This window comes from Gilliamella sp. LMG 34359, from assembly GCF_984569085.1.
The window spans coordinates 1,486,779-1,509,586 of record NZ_OZ474906.1; the positions used below are offsets into that span (position 1 = coordinate 1,486,779).

At 35.9% G+C, this 22,808-nt stretch carries 19 protein-coding genes; 10 read left to right on the plus strand and 9 right to left on the minus strand.

The features are described from left to right. The first annotated feature begins 75 nt into the window (after nucleotides 1–75). Entirely contained in the window at nucleotides 76–1,269 is a 1,194-nt protein-coding gene (locus tag AC5LXV_RS06910) for an efflux RND transporter periplasmic adaptor subunit (RefSeq protein ID WP_110434159.1), read from the plus strand. Nucleotides 1,270–1,288: 19 nt separating this feature from the next. After that, nucleotides 1,289–4,498 carry an efflux RND transporter permease subunit gene (locus AC5LXV_RS06915; RefSeq protein WP_110434158.1) on the plus strand — a complete coding sequence of 1,070 codons (3,210 nt, stop codon included), beginning with the start codon at nucleotides 1,289–1,291 and terminating at the stop codon, nucleotides 4,496–4,498. Between the two features lie 1,297 nt (nucleotides 4,499–5,795). Here the strand turns inward: AC5LXV_RS06915 and ruvC are convergent. Together ruvC and AC5LXV_RS06925 are read right to left on the minus strand one after the other, a co-directional pair. Continuing rightward, a complete protein-coding gene (ruvC, locus tag AC5LXV_RS06920; protein ID WP_034883631.1) occupies nucleotides 5,796–6,284 on the minus strand; it encodes a crossover junction endodeoxyribonuclease RuvC in 489 nt (162 codons plus the stop codon). Continuing rightward, nucleotides 6,284–7,027: a YebC/PmpR family DNA-binding transcriptional regulator gene (locus AC5LXV_RS06925; protein ID WP_034883630.1), complete on the minus strand. Its 744-nt coding sequence runs from the start codon at nucleotides 7,025–7,027 to the stop codon at nucleotides 6,284–6,286. The genes ruvC and AC5LXV_RS06925 overlap by 1 nt, the downstream gene beginning before the upstream one ends. Nucleotides 7,028–7,309: 282 nt before the next feature. Between AC5LXV_RS06925 and rbsD the strand changes: the two genes are divergently transcribed. The 6 genes from rbsD to AC5LXV_RS06955 are packed head-to-tail and all read left to right on the plus strand — an operon-like array spanning nucleotide 7,310 to nucleotide 13,125. Continuing rightward, nucleotides 7,310–7,729 (plus strand): D-ribose pyranase, encoded by a 420-nt coding sequence (gene rbsD, locus AC5LXV_RS06930; RefSeq protein WP_493467778.1) that lies wholly within the window; start codon nucleotides 7,310–7,312, stop codon nucleotides 7,727–7,729. A 24-nt stretch (nucleotides 7,730–7,753) separates the two neighbouring features. Continuing rightward, nucleotides 7,754–9,256 carry a ribose ABC transporter ATP-binding protein RbsA gene (rbsA, locus tag AC5LXV_RS06935; RefSeq protein WP_493467779.1) on the plus strand — a complete coding sequence of 501 codons (1,503 nt, stop codon included), beginning with the start codon at nucleotides 7,754–7,756 and terminating at the stop codon, nucleotides 9,254–9,256. Next, nucleotides 9,256–10,206 carry a ribose ABC transporter permease gene (rbsC, locus tag AC5LXV_RS06940; RefSeq protein WP_110434154.1) on the plus strand — a complete coding sequence of 317 codons (951 nt, stop codon included), beginning with the start codon at nucleotides 9,256–9,258 and terminating at the stop codon, nucleotides 10,204–10,206. The genes rbsA and rbsC overlap by 1 nt, the downstream gene beginning before the upstream one ends. A gap of 31 nt (nucleotides 10,207–10,237) precedes the next feature. Beyond that, a complete protein-coding gene (gene rbsB / locus AC5LXV_RS06945; protein WP_110434153.1) occupies nucleotides 10,238–11,113 on the plus strand; it encodes a ribose ABC transporter substrate-binding protein RbsB in 876 nt (291 codons plus the stop codon). 48 nt (nucleotides 11,114–11,161) lie between these two features. After that, on the plus strand, nucleotides 11,162–12,091 hold the full coding sequence (gene rbsK / locus AC5LXV_RS06950) for a ribokinase (RefSeq protein ID WP_493452883.1): 930 nt from the start codon (nucleotides 11,162–11,164) through the stop codon (nucleotides 12,089–12,091). 41 nt (nucleotides 12,092–12,132) lie between these two features. Next, the gene (locus AC5LXV_RS06955) at nucleotides 12,133–13,125 is read left to right on the plus strand and encodes a substrate-binding domain-containing protein (RefSeq protein ID WP_493467780.1); all 993 of its coding nucleotides are present in this window, start codon (nucleotides 12,133–12,135) and stop codon (nucleotides 13,123–13,125) included. A gap of 89 nt (nucleotides 13,126–13,214) precedes the next feature. On the opposite strand, the gene fis is transcribed toward AC5LXV_RS06955, so the two are convergent. Genes fis through AC5LXV_RS06980 form a run of 5 tightly spaced genes read right to left on the minus strand, consistent with a single transcriptional unit; the run spans nucleotide 13,215 to nucleotide 17,094 of the window. Continuing rightward, nucleotides 13,215–13,511, minus strand: a complete 297-nt coding sequence (fis, locus tag AC5LXV_RS06960) for a DNA-binding transcriptional regulator Fis (protein ID WP_493446194.1) — start codon at nucleotides 13,509–13,511, stop codon at nucleotides 13,215–13,217. 16 nt (nucleotides 13,512–13,527) lie between these two features. Continuing rightward, on the minus strand, nucleotides 13,528–14,526 hold the full coding sequence (gene dusB / locus AC5LXV_RS06965; RefSeq protein ID WP_110434149.1) for a tRNA dihydrouridine synthase DusB: 999 nt from the start codon (nucleotides 14,524–14,526) through the stop codon (nucleotides 13,528–13,530). Between the two features lie 36 nt (nucleotides 14,527–14,562). Further along, entirely contained in the window at nucleotides 14,563–15,429 is an 867-nt protein-coding gene (gene prmA, locus AC5LXV_RS06970) for a 50S ribosomal protein L11 methyltransferase (RefSeq protein WP_493446195.1), read from the minus strand. Next, the gene (gene panF, locus AC5LXV_RS06975) at nucleotides 15,404–16,855 is read right to left on the minus strand and encodes a sodium/pantothenate symporter (RefSeq protein WP_493467781.1); all 1,452 of its coding nucleotides are present in this window, start codon (nucleotides 16,853–16,855) and stop codon (nucleotides 15,404–15,406) included. The genes prmA and panF overlap by 26 nt, the downstream gene beginning before the upstream one ends. Nucleotides 16,856–16,866: 11 nt before the next feature. Further along, nucleotides 16,867–17,094, minus strand: coding sequence for a YhdT family protein (locus AC5LXV_RS06980; protein WP_110434305.1), 228 nt, complete (start codon nucleotides 17,092–17,094; stop codon nucleotides 16,867–16,869). Between the two features lie 176 nt (nucleotides 17,095–17,270). Here AC5LXV_RS06980 and ilvC point away from each other — a divergent pair, with 176 nt between their 5' ends. Both ilvC and AC5LXV_RS06990 read left to right on the plus strand, forming a co-directional pair. Beyond that, nucleotides 17,271–18,749 (plus strand): ketol-acid reductoisomerase, encoded by a 1,479-nt coding sequence (gene ilvC, locus AC5LXV_RS06985; RefSeq protein ID WP_110423872.1) that lies wholly within the window; start codon nucleotides 17,271–17,273, stop codon nucleotides 18,747–18,749. Between the two features lie 514 nt (nucleotides 18,750–19,263). Further along, nucleotides 19,264–19,845, plus strand: a complete 582-nt coding sequence (locus AC5LXV_RS06990; protein WP_493467782.1) for a cell division protein ZapC — start codon at nucleotides 19,264–19,266, stop codon at nucleotides 19,843–19,845. A 109-nt stretch (nucleotides 19,846–19,954) separates the two neighbouring features. Here the strand turns inward: AC5LXV_RS06990 and AC5LXV_RS06995 are convergent, their stop codons facing one another. Both AC5LXV_RS06995 and AC5LXV_RS07000 read right to left on the minus strand, forming a co-directional pair. Beyond that, the gene (locus AC5LXV_RS06995) at nucleotides 19,955–21,535 is read right to left on the minus strand and encodes a tetratricopeptide repeat protein (protein ID WP_493467783.1); all 1,581 of its coding nucleotides are present in this window, start codon (nucleotides 21,533–21,535) and stop codon (nucleotides 19,955–19,957) included. 79 nt (nucleotides 21,536–21,614) lie between these two features. Continuing rightward, nucleotides 21,615–22,718, minus strand: coding sequence for a YcbX family protein (locus tag AC5LXV_RS07000; protein WP_493467784.1), 1,104 nt, complete (start codon nucleotides 22,716–22,718; stop codon nucleotides 21,615–21,617). Nucleotides 22,719–22,808 lie beyond the last annotated feature (90 nt).

A 22,808-nucleotide genomic window follows, 5' to 3' on the forward strand; every position in this document is an offset into this window, starting at 1 on the left:
CCCCGATCACTTTTGAATAATATTCATTGTTTTTTATTAAAAAAATAATTATCAAGTTACCGAGGTCTTTTTTATATGAGATTTAATAAGCTATTATTTACGCTGCCAATGGCATTAACTGGTCTATTGTTGTTAACAAGCTGTGATAATCAGTCCCAAGATGGTAGTGGCCAATTACCGAAGGTAACTGTTTTTAAAGTTGAACCTTTAAATTATACTCTTAAAATAAATCTACCGGGACGGGTTATTGCCTCACAAATAGCTGAAATAAGGCCACAAGTTAGTGGGATTGTATTAAAGCGTGAATTTGAAGAAAGCTCGAATGTTAAAGCTGGTCAATCACTTTACCAAATTGATCCTGCCATTTATCAAGCTAATTATGACAGTGCGACGGCTAGTGTCGCTAGCGCTAAAGCTAATGCTAATATTGCGCAACTTACCTTAAAACGTTACGCCGGTCTATTAAATACAAAATCCATTAGCCAACAAGAATACGATAAAGCGGCGGCTGATGCCAAACAAGCTGAAGCAAGTGTTTTAGTTGCTCAAGCCGCAGAACATGCGGCTAAAGTTAACTTGGATTATACTAAAGTCTATTCGCCAATTGATGGTTATATCGGTAAATCAAGTGTGACGGAAGGGGCGTTAGTATCAGCAGGGCAAGCTACACCATTAGCTTTAGTACAACAACTTGATCCAATTTATGTTGATATGACCGAAGCGGCTACTCGTTATAATAAATATCTTCAAGATGAAAATATTATTTATGAGCCGGCTAAAGGTGATAATGTTGAACTCTTTTTTAATGATGGTTCTAAATATGCGCTACCTGGTAGTATCAAATTTTCAGATATGACTGTTAATGAGACTACTGGTACTGTGACATTACGTTCTCAATTTTCCAATAGTGAAGGTAAAATCTTACCAGGTATGTTTGTAAAACCTCAATTGACATTAGGTACGATTAAAAATGCGGTGTTAGTTCCGCAACAAGGCATTACTAGTAACCAAAAAGGTCAATATACAGCTAAAATTTTACTACCAGATGGTACAGTTGATTATCGTCAAGATATAAAAGTTTATACGGGTGTAAGTGGTTACTGGGTGGTAACTAGTGGGATTGATATCGGTGAAGAAGTTATTGTAACTGGTCTACTTAATTTAACCGCGGTAGAAATGGGTAAACCTATGAAAGCTCAAGCAATAAATGAACCAACTATACTAACTCAAGAGCAGTTAGATAATCTCGTTAAAAACAGTGTGAAATAAAACAGGGGTAGGTTTAATTATGGCTAAGTTTTTTATTGATAGACCTGTTTTTGCATGGGTAATTGCTATCATGATGATGCTGGGGGGAGCCTTATGTATTAAGCTACTCGCTGTAGAACAGTATCCTGATATCGCGCCGCCTGCTGTTACTGTTTCTGCTGTTTACCCAGGTGCTGATGCGCAAACCATTGAAAACACTGTTACGCAATTAATCGAGCAAAACTTAACTGGTTTAGATAATTTGATTTATATGAAGTCAACCAGTAGTGCTCAAGGTGTGGTCCAAACAACATTGACTTTTGCACCTGGTACCAGCCCAGATTTTGCTCAAGTACAAGTCTTAAATAAAGTAGAGAGTATTAAATCACGTCTACCTGAAAGTGTGCAAAAAAATGGTGTGTCGGTTGCTAAGAATAATACTAACTTCTTAAAAGTTATCGGTTTCTATTCTACAAACCCACAAAAAACGCAAGCGGATATTGCTGACTTTATTTATTCAACGGTACAAGATCAGATCCGTCGTGTTCAAGGGGTAGGCGATACCCAGTTATTTGGTTCTGAATATGCAATGCGTATTTGGTTAGATCCCAATAAACTGAACTATTTTAATCTATCTATCGAAGAGATTATTGGCGCTATTCAAGCGCAAAATGCGCAGGTTACTGCGGGGCAACTTGGTGCTTTACCAGCAACAGAGGGGCAAGAGCTTAACGCAACCATCACTGCTCAATCACGTTTAAAAACACCGGAACAATTTCAAAATATTTTGCTACGGGTTAATACTGATGGTTCCAATATTTTATTAAAAGATGTGGCTAATGTTGAAATTGGTGCTGCTGACTACAACTTTCTTTCACGCTATGATGGTAAACCATCAGCAGGTTTAGGTATTTATTTAGCAACTGGTGCCAACCAACTGGACACATCAGCTAAAGTTGACCAAAAAATTCAAGAGTTATCTCAGATTTTCCCTGAAGATATTAAATTTGCCTATCCTTATGATACAACACCATTTGTTAAATTATCGATTAACAACGTGGTACATACTTTAATCGAAGCAATCATTTTGGTTGTTATCGTTATGTATGTCTTTTTACAAAATCTACGTTCTACACTTATCCCAACTATTACGGTACCAGTAGTATTGTTAGGTACATTTGCGGTTTTATATATTTGTGGATTTACCATTAATACGTTATCGATGTTTGCTATGGTACTGGCTATCGGTCTTCTGGTCGATGATGCCATCGTGGTAATTGAGAACGTTGAACGTATTATGCATGATGAAGGGTTATCCCCGTATGATGCAACAGTTAAGTCGATGGAGCAGATCACCTCGGCGTTAGTTGGTATAGCTGTGGTGCTTTCCGCGGTATTCGTTCCAATGGCATTCTATGGCGGTGCAGCAGGGGGAATCTATCGTCAATTTTCAATCACAATTGTAACGTCGATGGCTTTGTCCGTGCTGATGGCAATTGTGTTAACACCAGCACTTTGTGCGCAAATCTTGAAAGCACCATCTAAAAGCAAAATTAAAAAAACCACAATTGGTGAAAAACTTGAAAGTGTTCCACCATTTAGTTGGCTTTCAATTGGGACTAAATGGTTCTTTAATAAGTTCAATAATTTATATAACAAAAGCCTGCATGCCTATGAAAAAGGTGTGATTAAATTTATTCGTTATCCACTTATTTCATTTGTTTGCTATGGTTTGATTGTTGTTTGCTTAATCTTTGGCTTTAATCGTTTACCAACTGGTTTCTTACCAAATGAAGATCAGGGTGTATTAATTGTAATGGTTGAGTTACCACCCGGATCGACATTAGAACAAACCATGAGTGTTTTGAACAAAACCTCTCAATTTTATATGAATGAGAAAGCTGATTCAGTGAAGGAGATCTTTACTGTTGCTGGTTTCAGTATGGTTGGTCGTGGTCAAAACATGGGGCTTGGCTTTATCCGATTAAAAGATTGGGATGAGCGTAAACGTCCAGATCAAAAAGTGGATGCTTTGGTGGGTAGTGGTTTTGGATTTGCATCAACGATAACTGAAGGCCGCGTCATTATTACTAATGTACCAGCAGTACCGTCACTAGGTATGGCTAATGGTTTCTCTTACATGTTAAAAGATACCGCAGGTCTTGGACATGATGCTTTGATGGGGGCATTTTTCCAACTGTTGGGACAAGCTGCACAAAATCCAAACTTACAACAAGTTCGCCCAGGTAGTATGTTAGATGTACCACAATATAAAATTAATGTGGATTTCGAAACCGCTCAAGCGCTTGGTGTTGCTGTAAGTAGTGTTAATACTGTACTTTCAACTGCATTAGGTTCTGCCTATATTGATGACTTTGTGTATAACAACCGTGTTAAAAAGGTCTATTTACAATCTGATGCGGCTTATAGAATGTTACCTGATGACTTTAGTTTCTGGCATGTAAAAAATCAAAAAGGTGAGATGGTTCCTTATGATGCGTTTGCTACCACAACGAAAAGTTACGGTTCACCATCATTGGTTCGTTACGATGGTGTAGCAGCGATGGGTATCAGTGGTTCAGCTGCGCCGGGTATGAGTTCTGGTCAAGCTATGGCAATAATGGAAGAATTATCTAAAAATTTACCTAAAGGTTTCTCCTTTGACTGGACAGATATTTCTTACCAAGAACGTCAAACTGGTTCACAAACAACAACACTTTATATTATTTCTCTAATTGTGGTGTTCTTGTCATTGGCTGCTCTATATGAAAGTTGGACGGTACCTATTTCGATCTTATTCGTGATCCCATTAGGTATTATTGGTACCGTATATGCGACAATGATTAGAGGTCTTGATAACGATATTTACTTTATCGTTGGTCTATTAACCACCATGGGGCTATCGGCTAAGAATGCTATTCTGATTGTAGAATTTGCTAAAGATGCATTAGAAAAAGAAGGTAAATCATTAATCGATGCAACATTAGAAGCTTGTCGCCTACGTTTACGTCCAATTTTAATGACATCATTTGCCTTTATTCTTGGTGTATACCCACTCGCGACAAGTAGTGGTGCCGGTTCTGTAAGTCAGAATGCGGTAGGAACTGGGGTAATCGGTGGTATGTTAACGGCCACATTCTTGGCGATATTCTATGTTCCATTATTCTTCTTGTTTATTACTAAATTATTTACTAAACATAAGAATAAAGTCGTACTACCGAGTAATTATACTGGTAAAACAGAAGACTAATCGATGAATAGTTAACTACGATTAAATAATATCAATTAAAAGCACCAAGAGTATTGGTGCTTTTTTTATGCAAATTTTAAATTGTAGTTTTTAATAATAATTAGTTTTATTTTTGAAATGCGGTAGGAACCAGAGTAATTGGTGGTAGGTTAACGGCCACATTCTTGGCAATATTCTATATTCCATTATTCTTCTTGTTTATTACTAAATTGTTTACTAAACATAAGAATAAAGTCGTACTACCGAGTAATTATACTGGTAAAACAGAAGACTAATCGATGAATAGTTAACTACGATTAAATAATATCAATTAACAGTACCAAGAGTATTGGTGCTTTTTTTATGCAAATTTTAATTACAGGTTTTATTGAGAATTAGTCTGACTTTTAAAATGAGATAGGAACCAGAGTAATTGGTGGTAGGTTAACGGCCACATTCTTGGCAATATTCTATATTCCATTATTCTTCTTGTTTATTACTAAATTATTTACTAAACATAAGAATAAAGTCGTACTACCGAGTAACTATACTGGTAAAACAGAAGACTAATCGATAAATAGTTAACTATGATTAAATAATATCAATTAACAGTACCAAGAGTATTGGTGCTTTTTTTTATGCAAATTTTAAATTGTAGTTTTTAATAATAATTAGTTTTTATTTTTGAAACGCGGTAGTAACCGAGGTAATTGGTGGTAGGTTAACGGTCACATTCTTGGCAATATTCTATATTCCATTATTCTTCTTGTTTATTACTAAATTGTTTACTAAACATAAGAATAAAGTCGTACTACCGAGTAATTATACTGGTAAAACAGAAGACTAATCGATGAATAGTTAACTACGATTAAATAATATCAATTAACAGTACCAAGAGTATTGGTGCTTTTTTTATGCAAATTTTAAATTGTAGTTTTTAATAATAATTAGTTTTATTTTTGAAATGCGGTAGGAACCAGAGTAATTGGTGGTAGGTTAACGGCCACATTCTTGGCGATATTCTATATTCCATTATTCTTCTTGTTTATTACTAAATTGTTGACTAACGATAAGAATAAAGTCGTACTACCGAGTAATTATACTGGTAAAACAGAAAACTAATCGATGAATAGTTAACTATGATTAAATGATATCAATTAACAGTACCAATGATATTGGTGCTATTTTATGTAAATATTAATTACAGGTTGTATTGATAATTAGTCAGTTTTTTTATTTGATTATGTTTTAAATTGATGAAATAGGATGGGTTAAATAAATAAGTTTTGATAGAGGTGTTTTTTAATCAAGTCAGTACTTACCGATGCGATTTGATTAATTGTTGACTCATATGCGCATGCGTAATTGCTATAGCTAGTGCATCAGCCGCATCAGCTTGGGGACTGGCAGGTAGTTTCAGTAGTAGCTTAACCATGTGTTGAACTTGTTTTTTGTCAGCTGCACCAGTGCCAACTACACTTTGCTTAACTAAGCGGGCGGCATATTCAAAAACCGGTAAATCATTATTAACGGCAGCTACGATAGCAGAACCGCGTGCTTGACCTAATTTTAAAGCCGAATCAGCATTACGAGCCATAAACACTTGTTCTATAGCAAACATATCGGGTTGAAATTGTAGAATAATTTCGCTAACGCCAGCGTAGACACGTTTTAAACGCGTTGGTAAGTCATCGACAGCCGTACGGATACAACCACTGCCAAGATAAGTCAATTGTCGTCCAGTTTGACGAATTACGCCGTAACCCGTCAAACGAGAGCCTGGGTCAATACCCAGAATGATAGTCATTAGAGTGCAGCTGCAACTTCGTCTGAAACTTCTCCGTTATGATAGACTTCTTGAACATCATCACAATCTTCAAGCATATCGATAAGACGTAGTAGTTTTGGTGCAGAGTCAATATCCAAATCAACTTTAGTTGCAGGAATCATTGACACTTCAGCTGATTCAGCGACTAAACCTGCCGCATCGAGAGCATCTTTAACTTCACCAAACGATTCTGGTGTTGTGAACACATCAATTGCACCATCATCATAAGTCACAACATCATCAGCACCTGCTTCAAGTGCGGCATCCATAACTTGGTCTTCGTCTGTTCCAGTAGGGTATGAGATCACGCCTTTTTTGGTGAATAGATAAGAAACTGAGCCATCAGTACCTAGGTTGCCACCGGTTTTGGTAAACGCGTGGCGCACTTCTGAAACTGTGCGGTTACGATTATCACTCAAGCACTCTACCATTACTGCAGTACCGGCTGGTCCATAACCTTCATAGATGATAGTTTCCATATTAGTATCATCTTCACCGCCAACACCACGAGCAATCGCTCTATTCATGGTATCTCGAGTCATATTGTTAGATAAAGCTTTGTCCATTGCAGCCCGTAGACGAGGGTTAGACGCTGGATCGCCACCACCAAGTTTAGCTGCGGTTACAAGTTCGCGAATAATTTTGGTAAAGATTTTACCGCGCTTAGCATCTTGAGCTGCTTTACGATGTTTGGTATTGGCCCATTTACTATGACCTGCCATAAAATTCTCCAGATTAAATAATTTAAAATCAATCTATTTTAGCAAACTTTTAGCAAAAGTTCATTATCAATCTATTTTTCCATTAGATAGTGAGTAATAAAATCTCTCTTTTTATTTCTATAATTTTAATAATGAACAATTATGTTGATCCGGATCACAAGTTTATATTTTATCCATTGCAATTCATTTAGTTTCGATACATTATGCTTCAATTTTCGATAAATTATGCCGCCATCGAAACGTTTCGATGAACAATTTCATTATTATTCTAAGGATAGCATTATGTTTAAAAGTAAGTTGTTCAATTCAGTAATAGTTCAAACCTTAGCCAAAATGGGACATACCGATCAAATTGCTATAGGTGATGCAGGTTTACCCATCCCTGAAAATGTTGAAAGAATCGATCTGGCGTTGACTTTTGGCGTGCCATCATTCATGCAAGTTTTAGAATCTGTATCTGAATCAATGCAAATTGAAAAAGTCCTCTTGGCAGAAGAGATTCTTAAACATAATCCAGAGATAAATAGAAAAATATTAAGGCAGATTAAAAAAATTGAAGAATCACAACAAAAAAAAATTGATATCGAATATGTCACTCACGAAATGTTAAAACATCAAACCGGTGAATGCAAAGCGGTAATTAGAACCGGTGAATGCTCACCTTATGCGAATATTATTCTACAGTCGGGCGTAATTTTTTAAAAAAATTAAAATAATGGGAATTTTATGAGTGATATTTTGTTACAGCTTACCGATATATCTAAATCTTTTCCCGGCGTTAAAGCGCTTTCAGGTGCTAATTTGACCGTTAAAGCCGGTCAAGTTATGGCTTTAATTGGTGAAAATGGCGCAGGTAAATCTACGTTAATGAAAGTACTCACTGGAATATATACAAAAGATACTGGTGAAATTATTTATCAAGGTAATAAAGTTAACTTCAATGGCCCCAAAGCTTCACAATTAGCGGGAATAGGTATAATTCACCAAGAATTGAATTTAATACCGCAATTATCCATCGCCGAAAATATCTTTTTAGGTCGAGAATTTACCAACAAATTTGGCTGTATTGATTGGCAAAAGACCTATGCTGAAGCCGATAAATTATTAGCACAATTGCATTTGAACTATAACAGTCGAAGATTGATTAGTGAATTATCGATTGGTGAACAGCAAATGGTTGAAATTGCTAAAGTGTTAAGTTTTGATTCCAAAGTTATCATTATGGATGAACCAACCGATGCTCTCACCGATACAGAAACCGCTTCATTATTTGAAGTCATTAATAAACTTAAAAAACAAAATTGTGGCATTGTCTATATCTCTCATCGCCTAAAAGAGATCTTTGAAATTTGCGATGCAGTGACCGTATTACGTGATGGTCAATTTGTAGGTGAAAAGATGATTTCGCAATTGGATGAAGATAGTTTAATTGAGATGATGGTTGGTCGTAAACTTGAAGAACAATATCCACGCATCGCGATGGAACGAGGAGGTATCACGTTACAGGTTAATCATCTTATTGGTGATGGTGTAAATGATGTTAGTTTTTCTCTTCATGCCGGTGAAATATTAGGTATCTCTGGTCTTATGGGGGCAGGACGTACTGAGTTGATGAAGATGATTTATGGCGCAAATCCCGCTAAATCAGGAACAATAACTTTAAATGGCAAAGCGATTAAAACGCATTCGCCAAAAGATGGTTTAATGAACGGCATTGTTTATATCTCTGAAGATCGTAAAAGAGATGGATTAATTTTAGGCATGTCAGTTAAAGATAATATGACACTCAATTCACTTGGTTATTTTGTCAATCAATTTAAACAATTAAAACTAAAAAATGAACGACAAGCGGTTGATGACTATGTGGGATTATTCAATATTAAAACTCCATCAATTAATCAAACTATAGGGCTATTATCAGGTGGTAATCAACAAAAAGTCGCTATTGCTAAAGGATTAATGACTCGTCCAAGCATATTAATTCTCGATGAACCGACCAGAGGCGTTGATGTTGGCGCTAAAAAGGAAATTTATCAACTTATCAATCAATTCAAACAACAAGGGTTAAGTGTCATCTTAGTTTCATCTGACATGCCCGAAATTCTTGGCATGAGTGACCGTATTTTGGTTATTTATGAGGGAAAAATAACCGGCGATTTTACTATTAATGAAGCAACACAAGAAAAACTTATGGCGGCTGCCGTAGGAAAAAATACAGGAGAAATCTGATGCTGCAAAATAAAACGCTCAAAAACGTATTAGTTGAGCAGAAGTCATTAATAACGTTACTAGTATTAATCCTAATCGTTTCTTGTTTAAGTGATAATTTTTTCACGTTAAATAATATTTTTAATATTTTGCAGCAAACGTCAATCAACGCCATTATTGCGGTTGGAATGACCTTAGTCATTTTAACATCCGGTATTGATCTTGCTGTTGGCTCGATATTTGCACTCGCCGGTGCAGTGACGGCATCGATGATTGGTGCCGACATTTCCCCATTTATTGCTATATGTGCTGCTTTAATTTTAAGTGCAATATTGGGGGCCTTTTCAGGCGTCATTATTGCGAAAGGAAAGCTTCAAGCTTTTATTGCAACATTAGTGATGATGTTAATCCTACGTGGTGCAACACAGGTATATACCAAAGGAAGTCCAATTTCGACCGGTACTAATGATAATTCCGAAATGTTTGAATGGATCGCATTTGGTCGAGTATTCGGTATTCCTGTGCCAATTATCATTATGATTATTGTGTTTGCCGCAGCATGGTATTTATTGAAATATACCCGTTTAGGTCGCTATATTTATGCTCTTGGTGGTAATGAATCCGCAACACAATTATCAGGTATCAATGTTGATAAAGTAAAAATTATTGTTTATGCAATGAGTGGTTTGCTGTGTGCTGTTGCCAGTACGATTGAGGTTTCAAGGTTGTCCTCAGCTCAACCTACAGCCGGAACCGGCTACGAGATGGATGCAATTGCTGCTGTAGTGCTTGGCGGCACCAGTATGTCAGGAGGGCGCGGTAAAATTATCGGAACCCTAATTGGAGCGTTAATTCTAGGCTTTTTGAATAATGGCTTAAATATGTTAGGGGTCGATGCTTATTATCAAATGATAGTCAAAGGGGTAGTTATATTACTCGCGGTTTTAGTCGATAAAAAAACTAATAAGTAATTTTTTAAACAAAAGTAACTAGGAGAAAGTTATGAGATTAAATAAGTACATTGCTATATTAATAAGTTTTTTATTTGTCTTTCATGCTTCGGCAAAAGAGAATATTGCTTTAGTAATATCCACGCTAAACAATCCATTTTTTGTTACTTTAAAAGAGGGAGCGGTAAAAAAAGCTAATGAACTAGGTTACGATTTAGTAGTGTTAGATTCCCAAAATAATCCCGCCAAAGAGTTGGCAAATGTTGAAGATACAATTGTTAAAGGTACCAAGATTATTTTAATTAATCCGACAGACTCGGAAGCCGTTGGTAACGCTGTTTTAGCGGCTAACAAGGCAAATATTCCCGTTATTACCCTTGACCGTGGTTCAGTTAAAGGTGAGGTGGTTAGTCATATAGCATCAGACAATGTGGCTGGTGGTAAAATGGCCGGTGATTTTATTGTTAGTCAGTTAGGTAAACAAGCAAAAGTCATTCAACTACAAGGAATTGTTGGTACTTCAGCTTCACGTGAAAGAGGTGAAGGATTTAATCAGTCACAACAAGAAAATAATTTTACCATATTAACAGCACAACCTGCGGATTTTGACCGAGCTAAAGGTATGAACGTTATGCAAAATTTATTGACGGCTTATCCTGCTGTTCAAGCTGTTTTTGCAGAAAATGATGAAATGGCATTAGGGGCAATGCGAGCGATTCAAACCGCTGGTCGAACTGATATTATGGTCGTAGGGTTCGATGGTACCGATGATGGCATCAAATCTGTAGAACGCGGTAAATTAGCAGCAACTGTGGCACAACAACCTGAAAAAATTGGCGCAATTGGGATCGAAATTGCCGATAAAGTTATAAAAGGTGAAAAAGTTAGTCCAAGTATCCCTGTAGAGTTAAAATTAATTAGTAAATAGATTAGATTAGGACGTGCTAAGCGTCCTACTTAATTAGGAATGAGATAAATGAAACGCAAAAAATTGATTGTATTAGGTAGTGTTAATGTTGATCATATATTAAATGTTCCTAAGTTTCCGAAACCGGGTGAAACATTATCAGGATCCAATTATAAAATTTCTTTTGGTGGTAAAGGAGCCAATCAAGCTGTTGCAGCTGGTCGATTGGGTGCCAATATTCAGTTTATTGCCGCGGTCGGAAATGATGAACTAGGTAACAAAATTAAACAACAGCTTAACAACGATAATATTAATACCTGTTCAGTAGCTTGTATTGATGGGCAAAATACTGGGGTCGCTTTGATTTTAGTGAATGCGCAAGGTGAAAATCAAATTGCTATCCATGCCGGTGCGAATGCACAAGTTACAACAGAGTATTTACTCAAATATAAAGAAGATATTATCAGTGCTGATGCCATTTTAATGCAACTGGAAACACCGTTGCCAACAATTGAACAAGCTGCAAAATTGGCTAAACAACATCAGACGCAAGTCATCTTAAATCCAGCGCCTGCGCAAACATTATCAGATGATTTACTGAAACACATTGATATTATTACCCCTAATGAAACAGAAGCTGAATACTTAACCGGTATTAAAGTCTTAACGGAGCAAGATGCCGAGCAAGCGGCGATGATTTTACATAACAAAGGTATCGAAACGGTTATTATTACTTTAGGCAGTAAAGGTGCCTGGGTAAGCTCGGCACAGCGAGGGACAATCATTGCTGGATTTAAAGTCAAAGCAATTGATACTATTGGTGCCGGGGATACCTTCAATGGTATGCTAGTTACCGGGTTATTAGAAGGTAAAACCTTAGAACAAGCGGTTATATATGCCCATGCAGCTGGTGCATTATCAGTAACGAAACCGGGCGCTCAAACAGCAGTACCATTTCGAAATGAAGTAGAAGAGTTTCTTGAACAACAATGTACATAACTACAATGTAAATAACAACAAAGTAAATAGGTAGATTCAACTTGGCAACTATGAAGGATGTCGCTAATTTCGCGAAGGTATCGACATCAACAGTCTCTCATGTGATTAATAATGACCGCTATGTTAGTCCTGCTGTTCGCGAAAAAGTGGAATTGGCAATTAAACAACTTGATTATACACCATCAGCCATTGCTCGAAGTTTAAAAAGTAATAAAACATTTACTATCGGTATGGTAGTCACAACAAGTAATAACCCTTTCTTCTCCGAAGTAGTGCAGGGCGTTGAGCGATGCTGTTATAGGCTCGGTTATAATTTGATACTCTGTCATACCGAAGGTGACCATCAACGAATGCTAACTAATATTGAACATTTATTGCAAAAACGTGTTGATGGTTTACTAACAATGTGTACTGAAACCCAACCAATCCCACAACAGATATTTACTAAATATCCTAAACTTGCCATAGTTATGGTGGACTGGGCATCATTTAGTGACCACTGTGACATGATAAAGGATAATTCTCTATATGGTGCTACTTTAGCCACCAATTATCTCATTGAACAAAATTATAAGCGGATCGCTTGTATTACGGGGCCATTGAATAATACCCAATCTCAATTGCGTTTAAAAGGCTTTAGAAATGCTTTGCAGGCCGCTAATATAACTATACTTGACGGTTATGAAGTTCAAGGAGATTTCCACTTTTCATCAGGCGTGGTGGCTATGCAGCAATTATTAGATTTGCCAATTCCACCGCAAGCGGTATTTTGTTTTAATGATGCTATGGCGATTGGTGCTTACCAAACTCTATATCGAAACGGTCTTGAAGTAGGCAAGGATATCGCCATTATTGGTTATGATGATATTGAAATTGCCCAATACATGTCTCCTTCTTTGACTACTATCCACCAACCGAAAGAAGAATTAGGCCAGTTAGCGGTTGAAACGTTACTAAATCGTATTCAAAATCCCCAAAGGTCGCGACAAATATTAACTTTGAGGCCTACACTAATTAAGCGTTTTTCAGCGTGAATAACAGCTAATTGATAATTGAGAACAAAAAAAGCGCCCTCTCAAATAGACGCTTTTAAATAATTTTATAATCTGGTTTGAGGTTTAGACTAACTCATTCCATATTGTTTTAATTTTTTGCGTAAAGTACCACGGTTGATACCAAGCATATTTGCTGCTCGGGTTTGATTGCCACGAGTATATTGCATAACCATATCAAGGAATGGGTGTTCAACTTCAGCTAACACTAATTCGTATAGATCAGTAGGATCTTCACCATTTAATTGGGCTAAATAGTTTTTTAAAGCTTGTTTTACTGAGTCTCGCAAAGGTTTTTGTGTTATTTGGTCTTGAGAGTTTACAGTTGTAAATTTAAGTGCTGCAGCTGTAACGCGTTGTTCTGACATAGTATTTTTAACTCTTTTATCTGTTTCTAATTTGACTAAAAAATGCTTTTAGTGTTTTTACTTGCTCACTTGTATTGCTAAGTACACTAAATAAGCGCCTGAATTGATCACTATCAGCATAGTTCTTGGTATACCAATTTACATGCTTTCTGGCAATCCGTAATCCTTTGTATTCTCCATAAAATTGATAAAGATCTTCAAGGTGGGTTAACACTATTTGTTCTACTTCATCAATTGTCTTATTTTTCTTTAACTGTCCGTGTGCTAAATAGAATGCAATTTCTTCAAATATCCAAGGTCGCCCCTGTGCCGCTCGGCCGATCATTATACCATCAGCTTGCGTATATTTGAAAACATCTTTTGCTTGTTCAGGGGTACAAATATCACCATTGGCAATGACAGGAATAGTTACCTTTTCTTTCACTGCTTTTATTGAGTCATATTCGACTTCTCCATTGAATAAGCATGCACGAGTTCGCCCATGAATAGTAATAGCCTTTACGCCACAATCCTGTGCAATTTGTGCGATTTCAATGCAATTTCTATTATTTTTATTCCATCCAGTCCGAGTTTTTAGTGTTACTGGTACATCTACTGAGCCAACAACTTTTTGCAAAATAGTTTTTATCAAATCTGGATGCTGCATCAATGCAGAACCAGCTAGTTTCTTATTCACTTTTTTAGCAGGGCATCCCATATTAACATCAATTAACTGAGCTCCATGTTTAACATTAAACTCGGCAGCTCTAGCCATTTCATCTGGGTCTGAACCAACGATTTGCACCGCGCGGATACCGACATCATCACTAGAAATCATTCTTAATGTTGATTTATCCGTATGCCATATATCAGAGTTAGCTAAAAACATTTCAGAAACAGTCATTCCTGCGCCAAAGCGATGACATAAATTTCTAAATGGTTTATCACTTATACCTGCCATTGGCGCAGCAATTAAATTGTTTTTTAATGTGACCTTGCCAATGTTAAGCGAATTAAGGCCGGCTATATTACGCATTTTTTCTCGAAGTTAAAAGGGGGTAATGTTAAATTTTTATTTTTTTTTACCCGTTATTCGGCACCACTCTTCCTGTTCAATAACTGGATCGAGTTCAAACTGAGATTTATACGCTTCACATACACTTTGAGATTGATTAGCTAAAATACCCGATAATCCTAACTTTCCATCCGTTTTTACCAGCTTACTAATTTGAGGCGCAAGCTCTTTTAACGGACCGGCTAATATGTTTGCGATAACAACATCAGCTTGTAAATTGTCTGGGAGATCTTGAGCTAAATATAATTCAATTTTCTGACTTACATTATTACGTTCAGCATTGTCACGGCTAGCTTGGATCGCTTGAGGATCAATATCGATCCCAATGACTCGCTCCGCCCCCAATTTTAGTGCCGCAATGGCTAAAATACCCGAGCCACAACCATAATCGATCACAATCTTATTGTTAAGATCGAGGCTATCTAACCAAGTTAAACATAATGCGGTAGTAGGGTGGGTGCCAGTACCAAATGCTAGTCCTGGATCTAACATCACATTGACCGCATTCGGATCTGGTATATCTCGCCAGCTAGGACATATCCATAATCTTTTTCCGAACTGCATTGGATGAAAGTTATCCATCCATTCTCGTTCCCAGTCTTTATCTTCTAACTGTTCTATTTTATAAGAATATTGATCAAGATTTAATATTGCTTGTAATTCGGCAATATCGGTTTGAGCATCATAGAGTCCGACAACGTCGGTATTTCCCCAAAGTTTGGTTTCACCCGGTAGAGGTTCAAAAACAGGGTTATCATATGTGTCTTGAAAAGTGACCGATACCGCACCTGATTCTTCTAACTGTTCGCTGATTTGTTCAGCTAAATCATTGGTAGTGTTAATTCTGAGTTGAATCCAAGGCATATTTTTTTCCTGTTTGGCCAAATAGATTGGCGATGATAAATACAACTAATCCGATCAGTAACGATGGTACGATTGGATGGAACGCATAGATTTTAATGTTATAAATAGCCAGAATAGTATAGCTTGTTGCGCCAGCCAACATTGAGCAAAGGGCGCCGGTGGAATTTGCTTTTTTCCAATATAATCCAAGCACCAATGGCCATAAGAATACGGCTTCAAGTCCACCGAAAGCTAGCAAGTTAAGCCAGATGATCATTTCCGGTGGTTTCCATGCAGCTAAAATTAATAATCCACCAAAGAAATAGGTAATAGTGACTGATAATCTTGTTAGTAGCTTATCACTAAATTTAGTATTTGGTCTCATCGATAGGAAGAGATCTTTAATAATAACCGATGATACTTGCAGTAATTGGGCATTGATCGTTGACATTATAGCGGAAAGCGGAGCAGCTAAAAAGATCCCTGCAGCTAAAGGCGGCATAACTTTTATTATTAATGTTGGTACAATTTGATCGGGAATAGTTAAATCGCTGATTATGGCTCGGCCAAGCGCTCCAGATAAATGCATAGTCAACATGATGATCGTCACCACCGCGGTACCAATAATAATCCCTCGGTGTACCGCTTTACTGTCTTTATAAGCCATACAACGAACGGCTGTATGCGGCAAACCGACAACACCAAAACAGACTAAAACCCAGAATGAAGCCATAAAAGGAAAATCCATAAAGTTATCAGGACCTTGTGGCGTCAATAGAGCAGGATCAATAGCATATAAACGGTCAACTATATTGGTAATTCCTCCGCCAGCGTAAATAATGGCAACTAAGAGTAGAATAGCGCCAATAATCATAACTAAGCCTTGGAAGGCATCATTTAAAATACTGGCTCTAAATCCACCAAAAGCCGTATAGATGACGGTGCCTAAACCAAAAATAATTAATCCATTGTCATACGGTATACCGACGGATGATTCTAATAAACGGGCTCCCCCTACAAATTGTACCGTCATCGCACCAATAAAAGCTGTAATTAATGCAATACTTGCAAACCATACAATCACCTTACTTTTATAGTGAGAATAGAGCATATCACTTAAGGTTATTGCATTGTATTTACGTGCTAAAATGGCGAATTTTTTTCCTAAAACACCAAGTGACAGTAATACAGTAGGAACTTGGATCATTGATAGAAGCACCCAACCAAGGCCATATTTATAAGCGGCACCTGGTCCACCAATAAATGAACTGGCACTAATGTAAGTCGCGGCTAAAGTCATCGCCAATAAAAAACCGCCCATAGTGCGGTTACCAATAAAATAGTCAGTAAATTGATTTACTTTTTTCCGTTTTGCATATGCATATATTGACAACGCAAAGACGAATATAAGATAAATAATAAGAGGAAGAATAATATCTAATTGCATGATTAAATTGCCTATTCTAGTGGTATATTTTTAAATTGTTTTTTTACCACGATGTAACATAACAAGATAAAACCCAATGGCACCATTATACATGACAATTCAAACCATAATGGTAAGCCTATAAAGCCTGTTTGATCTTTTACGGTATAAGCACTGATTATCCATGCAGCAAAATAGATCAAAGTGAGTAACAATGAAAGCTTTGCTTCTTTATTAGCCTGCTTGTAACGTCTATCCATATTAAATAAAGGGTTAATTAAATTGGGTGGCTTAGAGTAAAAGAAACCATTTAACTTGGCAAGTGTATTGCAATTTATGCAATATAATATTTTAAATATATCAATTTCCGCAATTATGATTTTACGATATAGTGCTAACAACTTGATTATAAATAATTCAACTCATGGAGAGAATGATGTCTAACTATTTCAATACATTAAATTTACGCGAAAAATTAGAACAATTAGGTCAATGTCGTTTTATGGCGCGTGATGAATTTGCTTCTGAAGCTAATTTTTTAAAAGGCAAAAAGATTGTGATTGTCGGTTGTGGTGCTCAAGGTCTTAACCAAGGTCTAAATATGCGTGATTCTGGTTTAGATATTGCTTATGCATTACGTAAAGAAGCGATTGCCGAAAAGAGAGCATCTTGGAAAAAAGCAACAGAAAATGGCTTTAAAGTAGGAACTTATGAAGAGTTGATTCCGACCGCAGATTTAGTTATCAATCTTACGCCGGATAAGCAACATTCAGCAGTAGTTCAAGCCGTTCAACCATTAATGAAAAAAGGTGCGGCTCTAGGCTATTCACATGGTTTTAATATTGTTGAAGTTGGTGAAAAAATTCGACCAGATATTACGGTTGTTATGGTTGCACCAAAATGTCCGGGAACTGAAGTTCGTGAAGAGTATAAACGCGGCTTTGGGGTACCAACTTTGATCGCCGTCCATCCAGAAAATGATCCGCAAGGTGAAGGATTAGCTATTGCTAAAGCATGGGCTGCTGCTACAGGTGGTCATAGAGCGGGCGTCTTACAATCTTCATTTGTTGCTGAAGTTAAATCGGATCTTATGGGTGAACAAACGATCTTATGTGGTATGTTACAGACAGGATCATTGCTCTGCTTTGATAAACTTGTTGCTGATGGTGTTGATCCTGCATATGCATGTAAATTATTACAATTCGGTTGGGAAACGATCACCGAAGCATTAAAACAAGGCGGTATTACCTTAATGATGGATCGTTTATCTAATCCAGCTAAATTACGTGCCAATGCCTTAGCGAAAGAATTAAAAGTGATCATGACAGATCTTTATCGTAAACATATGGACGATATCATTTCTGGTGAATTCTCATCAACCATGATGAAAGATTGGGCTAACGATGATGTTAACTTATTAAAATGGCGTAAAGAGACAGGTGAAACAGCCTTTGAAAAAGCGGCTGAATATCAAGGTAAGATCGACGAACAAGCTTATTTTGATCAAGGTGTTGTTATGGTTGCTATGGTTAAAGCTGGTGTGGAACTTGCGTTTGAAACCATGCTTGAATCTGGTATTCTACCTGAATCAGCTTATTATGAATCACTACATGAATTGCCACTTATCGCCAATACCATTGCCCGTAAACGTTTATATGAAATGAATGTAGTTATTTCTGACACAGCTGAATACGGTAACTATTTATTTGCTAACGCTGCAGTTCCGTTATTAAAAGAGAAATTTATGCCAATGTTACAAGCCGGTGATTTAGGTAAAGCTATTCCTGAAGGTAGCGTGGATAATGCTCAATTACGTGATGTAAATGAAGCTATTCGCCATCACCCAATTGAGATCGTAGGTCGTAAACTTCGTAGCTATATGACGGATATGAAACGAATTAATGTGGCGAGCTAATTAATTATTTAGTCGGAAAAAGGTGCTCATTGGCACCTTTTTTTATACTTAATATGGCTTGCGTTTGGTTATATTTTTCCGCGATCTTAGTTTTGTTGAATTATTAAGGTTTATTGGCAATAATAATTGGGGAATCACTACTGCTTCACCATCTTTTAGTCCAGTTAAGCTCTTCATAATCATAATTCATAATCCCAATCCCAATGGTTAAATAGACAATAATCATTCTGTTTAATTAATTGTTGTTGCAGATAAATATCATATCCAACTTAATCACCAGATATCGCAGTTCTAGCGGCGTTAAGATCATTTAGGTTATCGGCAAGCTAAGATTTGATCCAAGAAGATCAAAAATGATCCAACTTAGATCATTGGGATCATTTCTAAATTTTGATAAAACTTTTAAAAATTAAACAATTAAATTTTTGTTATTTTATTTTTTTATTTATTTTTTTTGTTTGCTATGTTATATTTGCTCAAATTTAATTCAATTAAGGTAAGGATAAAAATATCAATGAAAATGGCTTTTCGACCAACTGATAGCTGGCGTTGGTATTTTGACAATGAATATGATAGTTTAATGCTTGAAATTTCATCAGAAATATTATTTCGATGTAATTACGCAAGTAAAATTCTCATACCAGATGTTTTTGGCGAATTCCCTTTTTCTGTCGATGATGCAACAGCTTACTATCTATTTTATGATAGTTGCCAACCTTTACTCTTAAGCGATTCAAAAAAAATTGAATTATCAATTAATGCAGTGGTAGCCTCGAATTTTTTAAAACCACAAATGCCTAAAAGCTGGTATTTTTCTCAGCAACCTCGACTTTATAACCCTAAAGTTGCCGATATTGTCGAAGTGAACTTACAAGAAACCGGTCAAAAAGTTAATTTACTGGTCGTTGAAGCGGGTGAAAACGCCTCTTTGTGTGTTATTGCCGAAAGAACGTTTGTTGCTATGAACAAAACTTTCTATTTTTCCGAAGCGATTAAAGTGATGAATGATAGATTAGCGTTAGCGAAACAGTTCATAAAAAACGAAAATTCGGTGGGTCTAGATGATAACCATATAGAATTAAAAGCGATTTCTTAATTAATAGAGTTTTATTCTAAATGAGTAGCAAGTTCCTGCTCATTTATAAATCTATTCTTTTTAACTTAACTATTACATTTTATAAGATCATTCTACTTTCAATTTGCTATTATCCAGAAAAGTCTATATGGCTTTTTTGACGCTTCAAACGTAATATCATTTCAGCTGATAATTGACCTTGTTTAGCTGCTTTTTCAAGTAAATCAATTCCTATATCATACAATGTTTTATATTCAATAAACATAGAACCTATTTCGTACTGAGCCTCCTTATCACCATTATCTAATGCGCGTTGTAATTGAGGATCTTGTCTTAATCTATTTAAAGCAGTACAACTTCCCCATGTATATTCAACTTGTTCATCGAAGCAGTATCTTTGATGCCAGTAAATTGCTTTGTCATAATTTTTAGTTACATAATCGCCTTTTATATACATTTCGTATAATGTTTGTTTAGATGAAAAACTACCTGCATTTGCAGCTGCTTCTAACCAATAAATTTTTTGATCAAGATTTGAATCATAGTCATACTTGGAAGCAATCTTTTCCATGATTTTAGGGCTTTTAACATAATGAAGGAATAATTCAGGGTTATTATCAGCAGCATATGAATAGTAATAAATTGCAGCTAAATCCTTGTTATGTGAGTCATACCATTTACCAATAGCTATGGCGATTTCAGGATCAGGTGTATCTTTATCAAATTTTTCTAATAAAGGGTAAAGATCACTACTTCTTGAAAGATCGCGCCGCAGTTTATATATTTCACATGCACGTGAAGAAGATAATGAGCAAGCTTGATTAAAATACATCAAAGCTTGATTTAGCTTTGTTTCGTTTACATAATATTGGCTCAAATAAAGTATGGATGTTATATCGCCTCGTGAAGCATTCTCATGAATATTTTCAAGGATCTTTTTATCAATTACTTGGTTTTCATATTTATAATCGTCTTCACTAAAATTGTGTTTATCATCTAATAAAACCTCAATTAGCTCTTCAATCTTAGCATAAGCAATAAAATAGGATAAAGATGGATCATCAATATCTTTAGCATCAACAAATTGCTGTAATGCGCTAGTTGGATCAATAAGTGGATCGGTAAGATAGTCTTGCCCAATTAAAAACGATATATATGGATTAATATTTATCTTATTATCTGTTTTTAACCGTTTAATTAAATTAATGATATAACTGTTTGGTATTTTATCTGAATCTTTTAAAACTATTAATAATCGAACAGCGTTTAAATCACCATTCAGGATTGCTATTCGAATTAGTGATAATCCTTTATCGACTAATTTAGGTTTAATAAAATAATTTATGTCTGCAAAACCTACTTTTTTACATTTATATGCTAAGGATTCATTAAATTCTTTATCTTGATCATAATCGTTATAATAGATATTTTCGGTGAGAACAAAATTATCATACCAACTAGATACTAAGTCATTAATTTTATATAGTTTATAGCAATTTTTAGGATTAAAATTATGCGCTAATTCAATATAACTCATTCCTAAACTTGTAAGATAGGTTAGATGGGTTGAATTGCCTTCTGCTAATTCTTTAATAACTTTTCCTTCTTTGCCGCTCTTTATATCATCAAATACCATTTTATAATGATCCAATGGCAGTGCCGATGCAGAGAGTAAACCTAAAAATATAAATAATATTATTTTTCCAAACATCCATTGTAACCTAATATTAATCTTGTAATTTTAATAAATTAAATCCGTTATCTATTGATCATATCTAATTCTAGCTTTATTACTGTTTTTTCAGTTCTATCGTGATATCTCCTTTCGGGGTACAACTACAGGTTAGGATATGGCTATCTTGATTAACCACTGATTGAGTTAATGATTTTACCTTGCCTTTCTTTAATAACACTGAGCAACGGCCACATACACCAGCCCGACAAGAATTAGGCAGTGAGATATGATGTTGTTCGAGTTGTTCTAAAATCGTCTGTTGATTATTGCCGGTAATTTTTTTATTTCCGAAAGTAATGATACAAGGTTGCGAGTCTTTTAATGTATCTTTAGGGAAGTTTTTTAAATAATTTTTAGCGGGTTGCCGTTCAAGAACCTCTATTTTATCACCAACAGATACCGTGCCATGATTTCGAGCTAGCATATTCATGCCAAAATCGAGTTTACCATCTGGATCAGCTCTAAAATAACTTAAAGTTCTTAAAGGTTCATTATTAGGTAATGCCATGGCGGAGTTAACATTAAATGTGGTTAATACACAACGAGTACAAGGTTTAACGATATCAAAAATAACGTCACCAATTTTGATGGTTTTCCATCCATCTTCAGCAAAAGGTAGTGCTCCTTCAATAATAATATTGCCACGAAATTGCCGAATGTCTAATTTTTCAGGACATTGCTGTTCAAGATAATTGTATGAAGCTAGATTCAATAACAAATATGGATAACCATCAGCAAAGCTAACAGGTACATCGGGATAGCGTTTAGTTCTTCGACTCAATTGTTTACCGATCCACCGTAGTTGCACATCTTTTTGCAGAAATTGGCTAAAAAATTGATTAACTTTAATTGGCGCAATATGTGAGGTGAAGTGATTTCCCCAAACTTCAGTTGCTTCGTTACTCAATGAGAACTCATCAAAATTAATCATTATTGACTCATTAGTTGGTAACGAAACCTGAATTTGATTATCAATTATTGCGGTTTTCAGTTTTAAAAGGTCTGGATATTGCCTTGCTGTAATAAATCTTCCATCCGGTTCACTTATCATTAAAATACGGTCAAATTCAAAACCACCATCGATACTCTCGGCATGAGTCAACGCAATACCTTGCATTGATTTAATTGGATAGATAAAGAGTTGGTTAACGGTAATCATATAGTTAAGTATTCAATTAGTTCTCGAAAATTATATAGTTTAATTATTAGTAATTTATATATCTAAACACCAGACTGGACAAATGCTTCA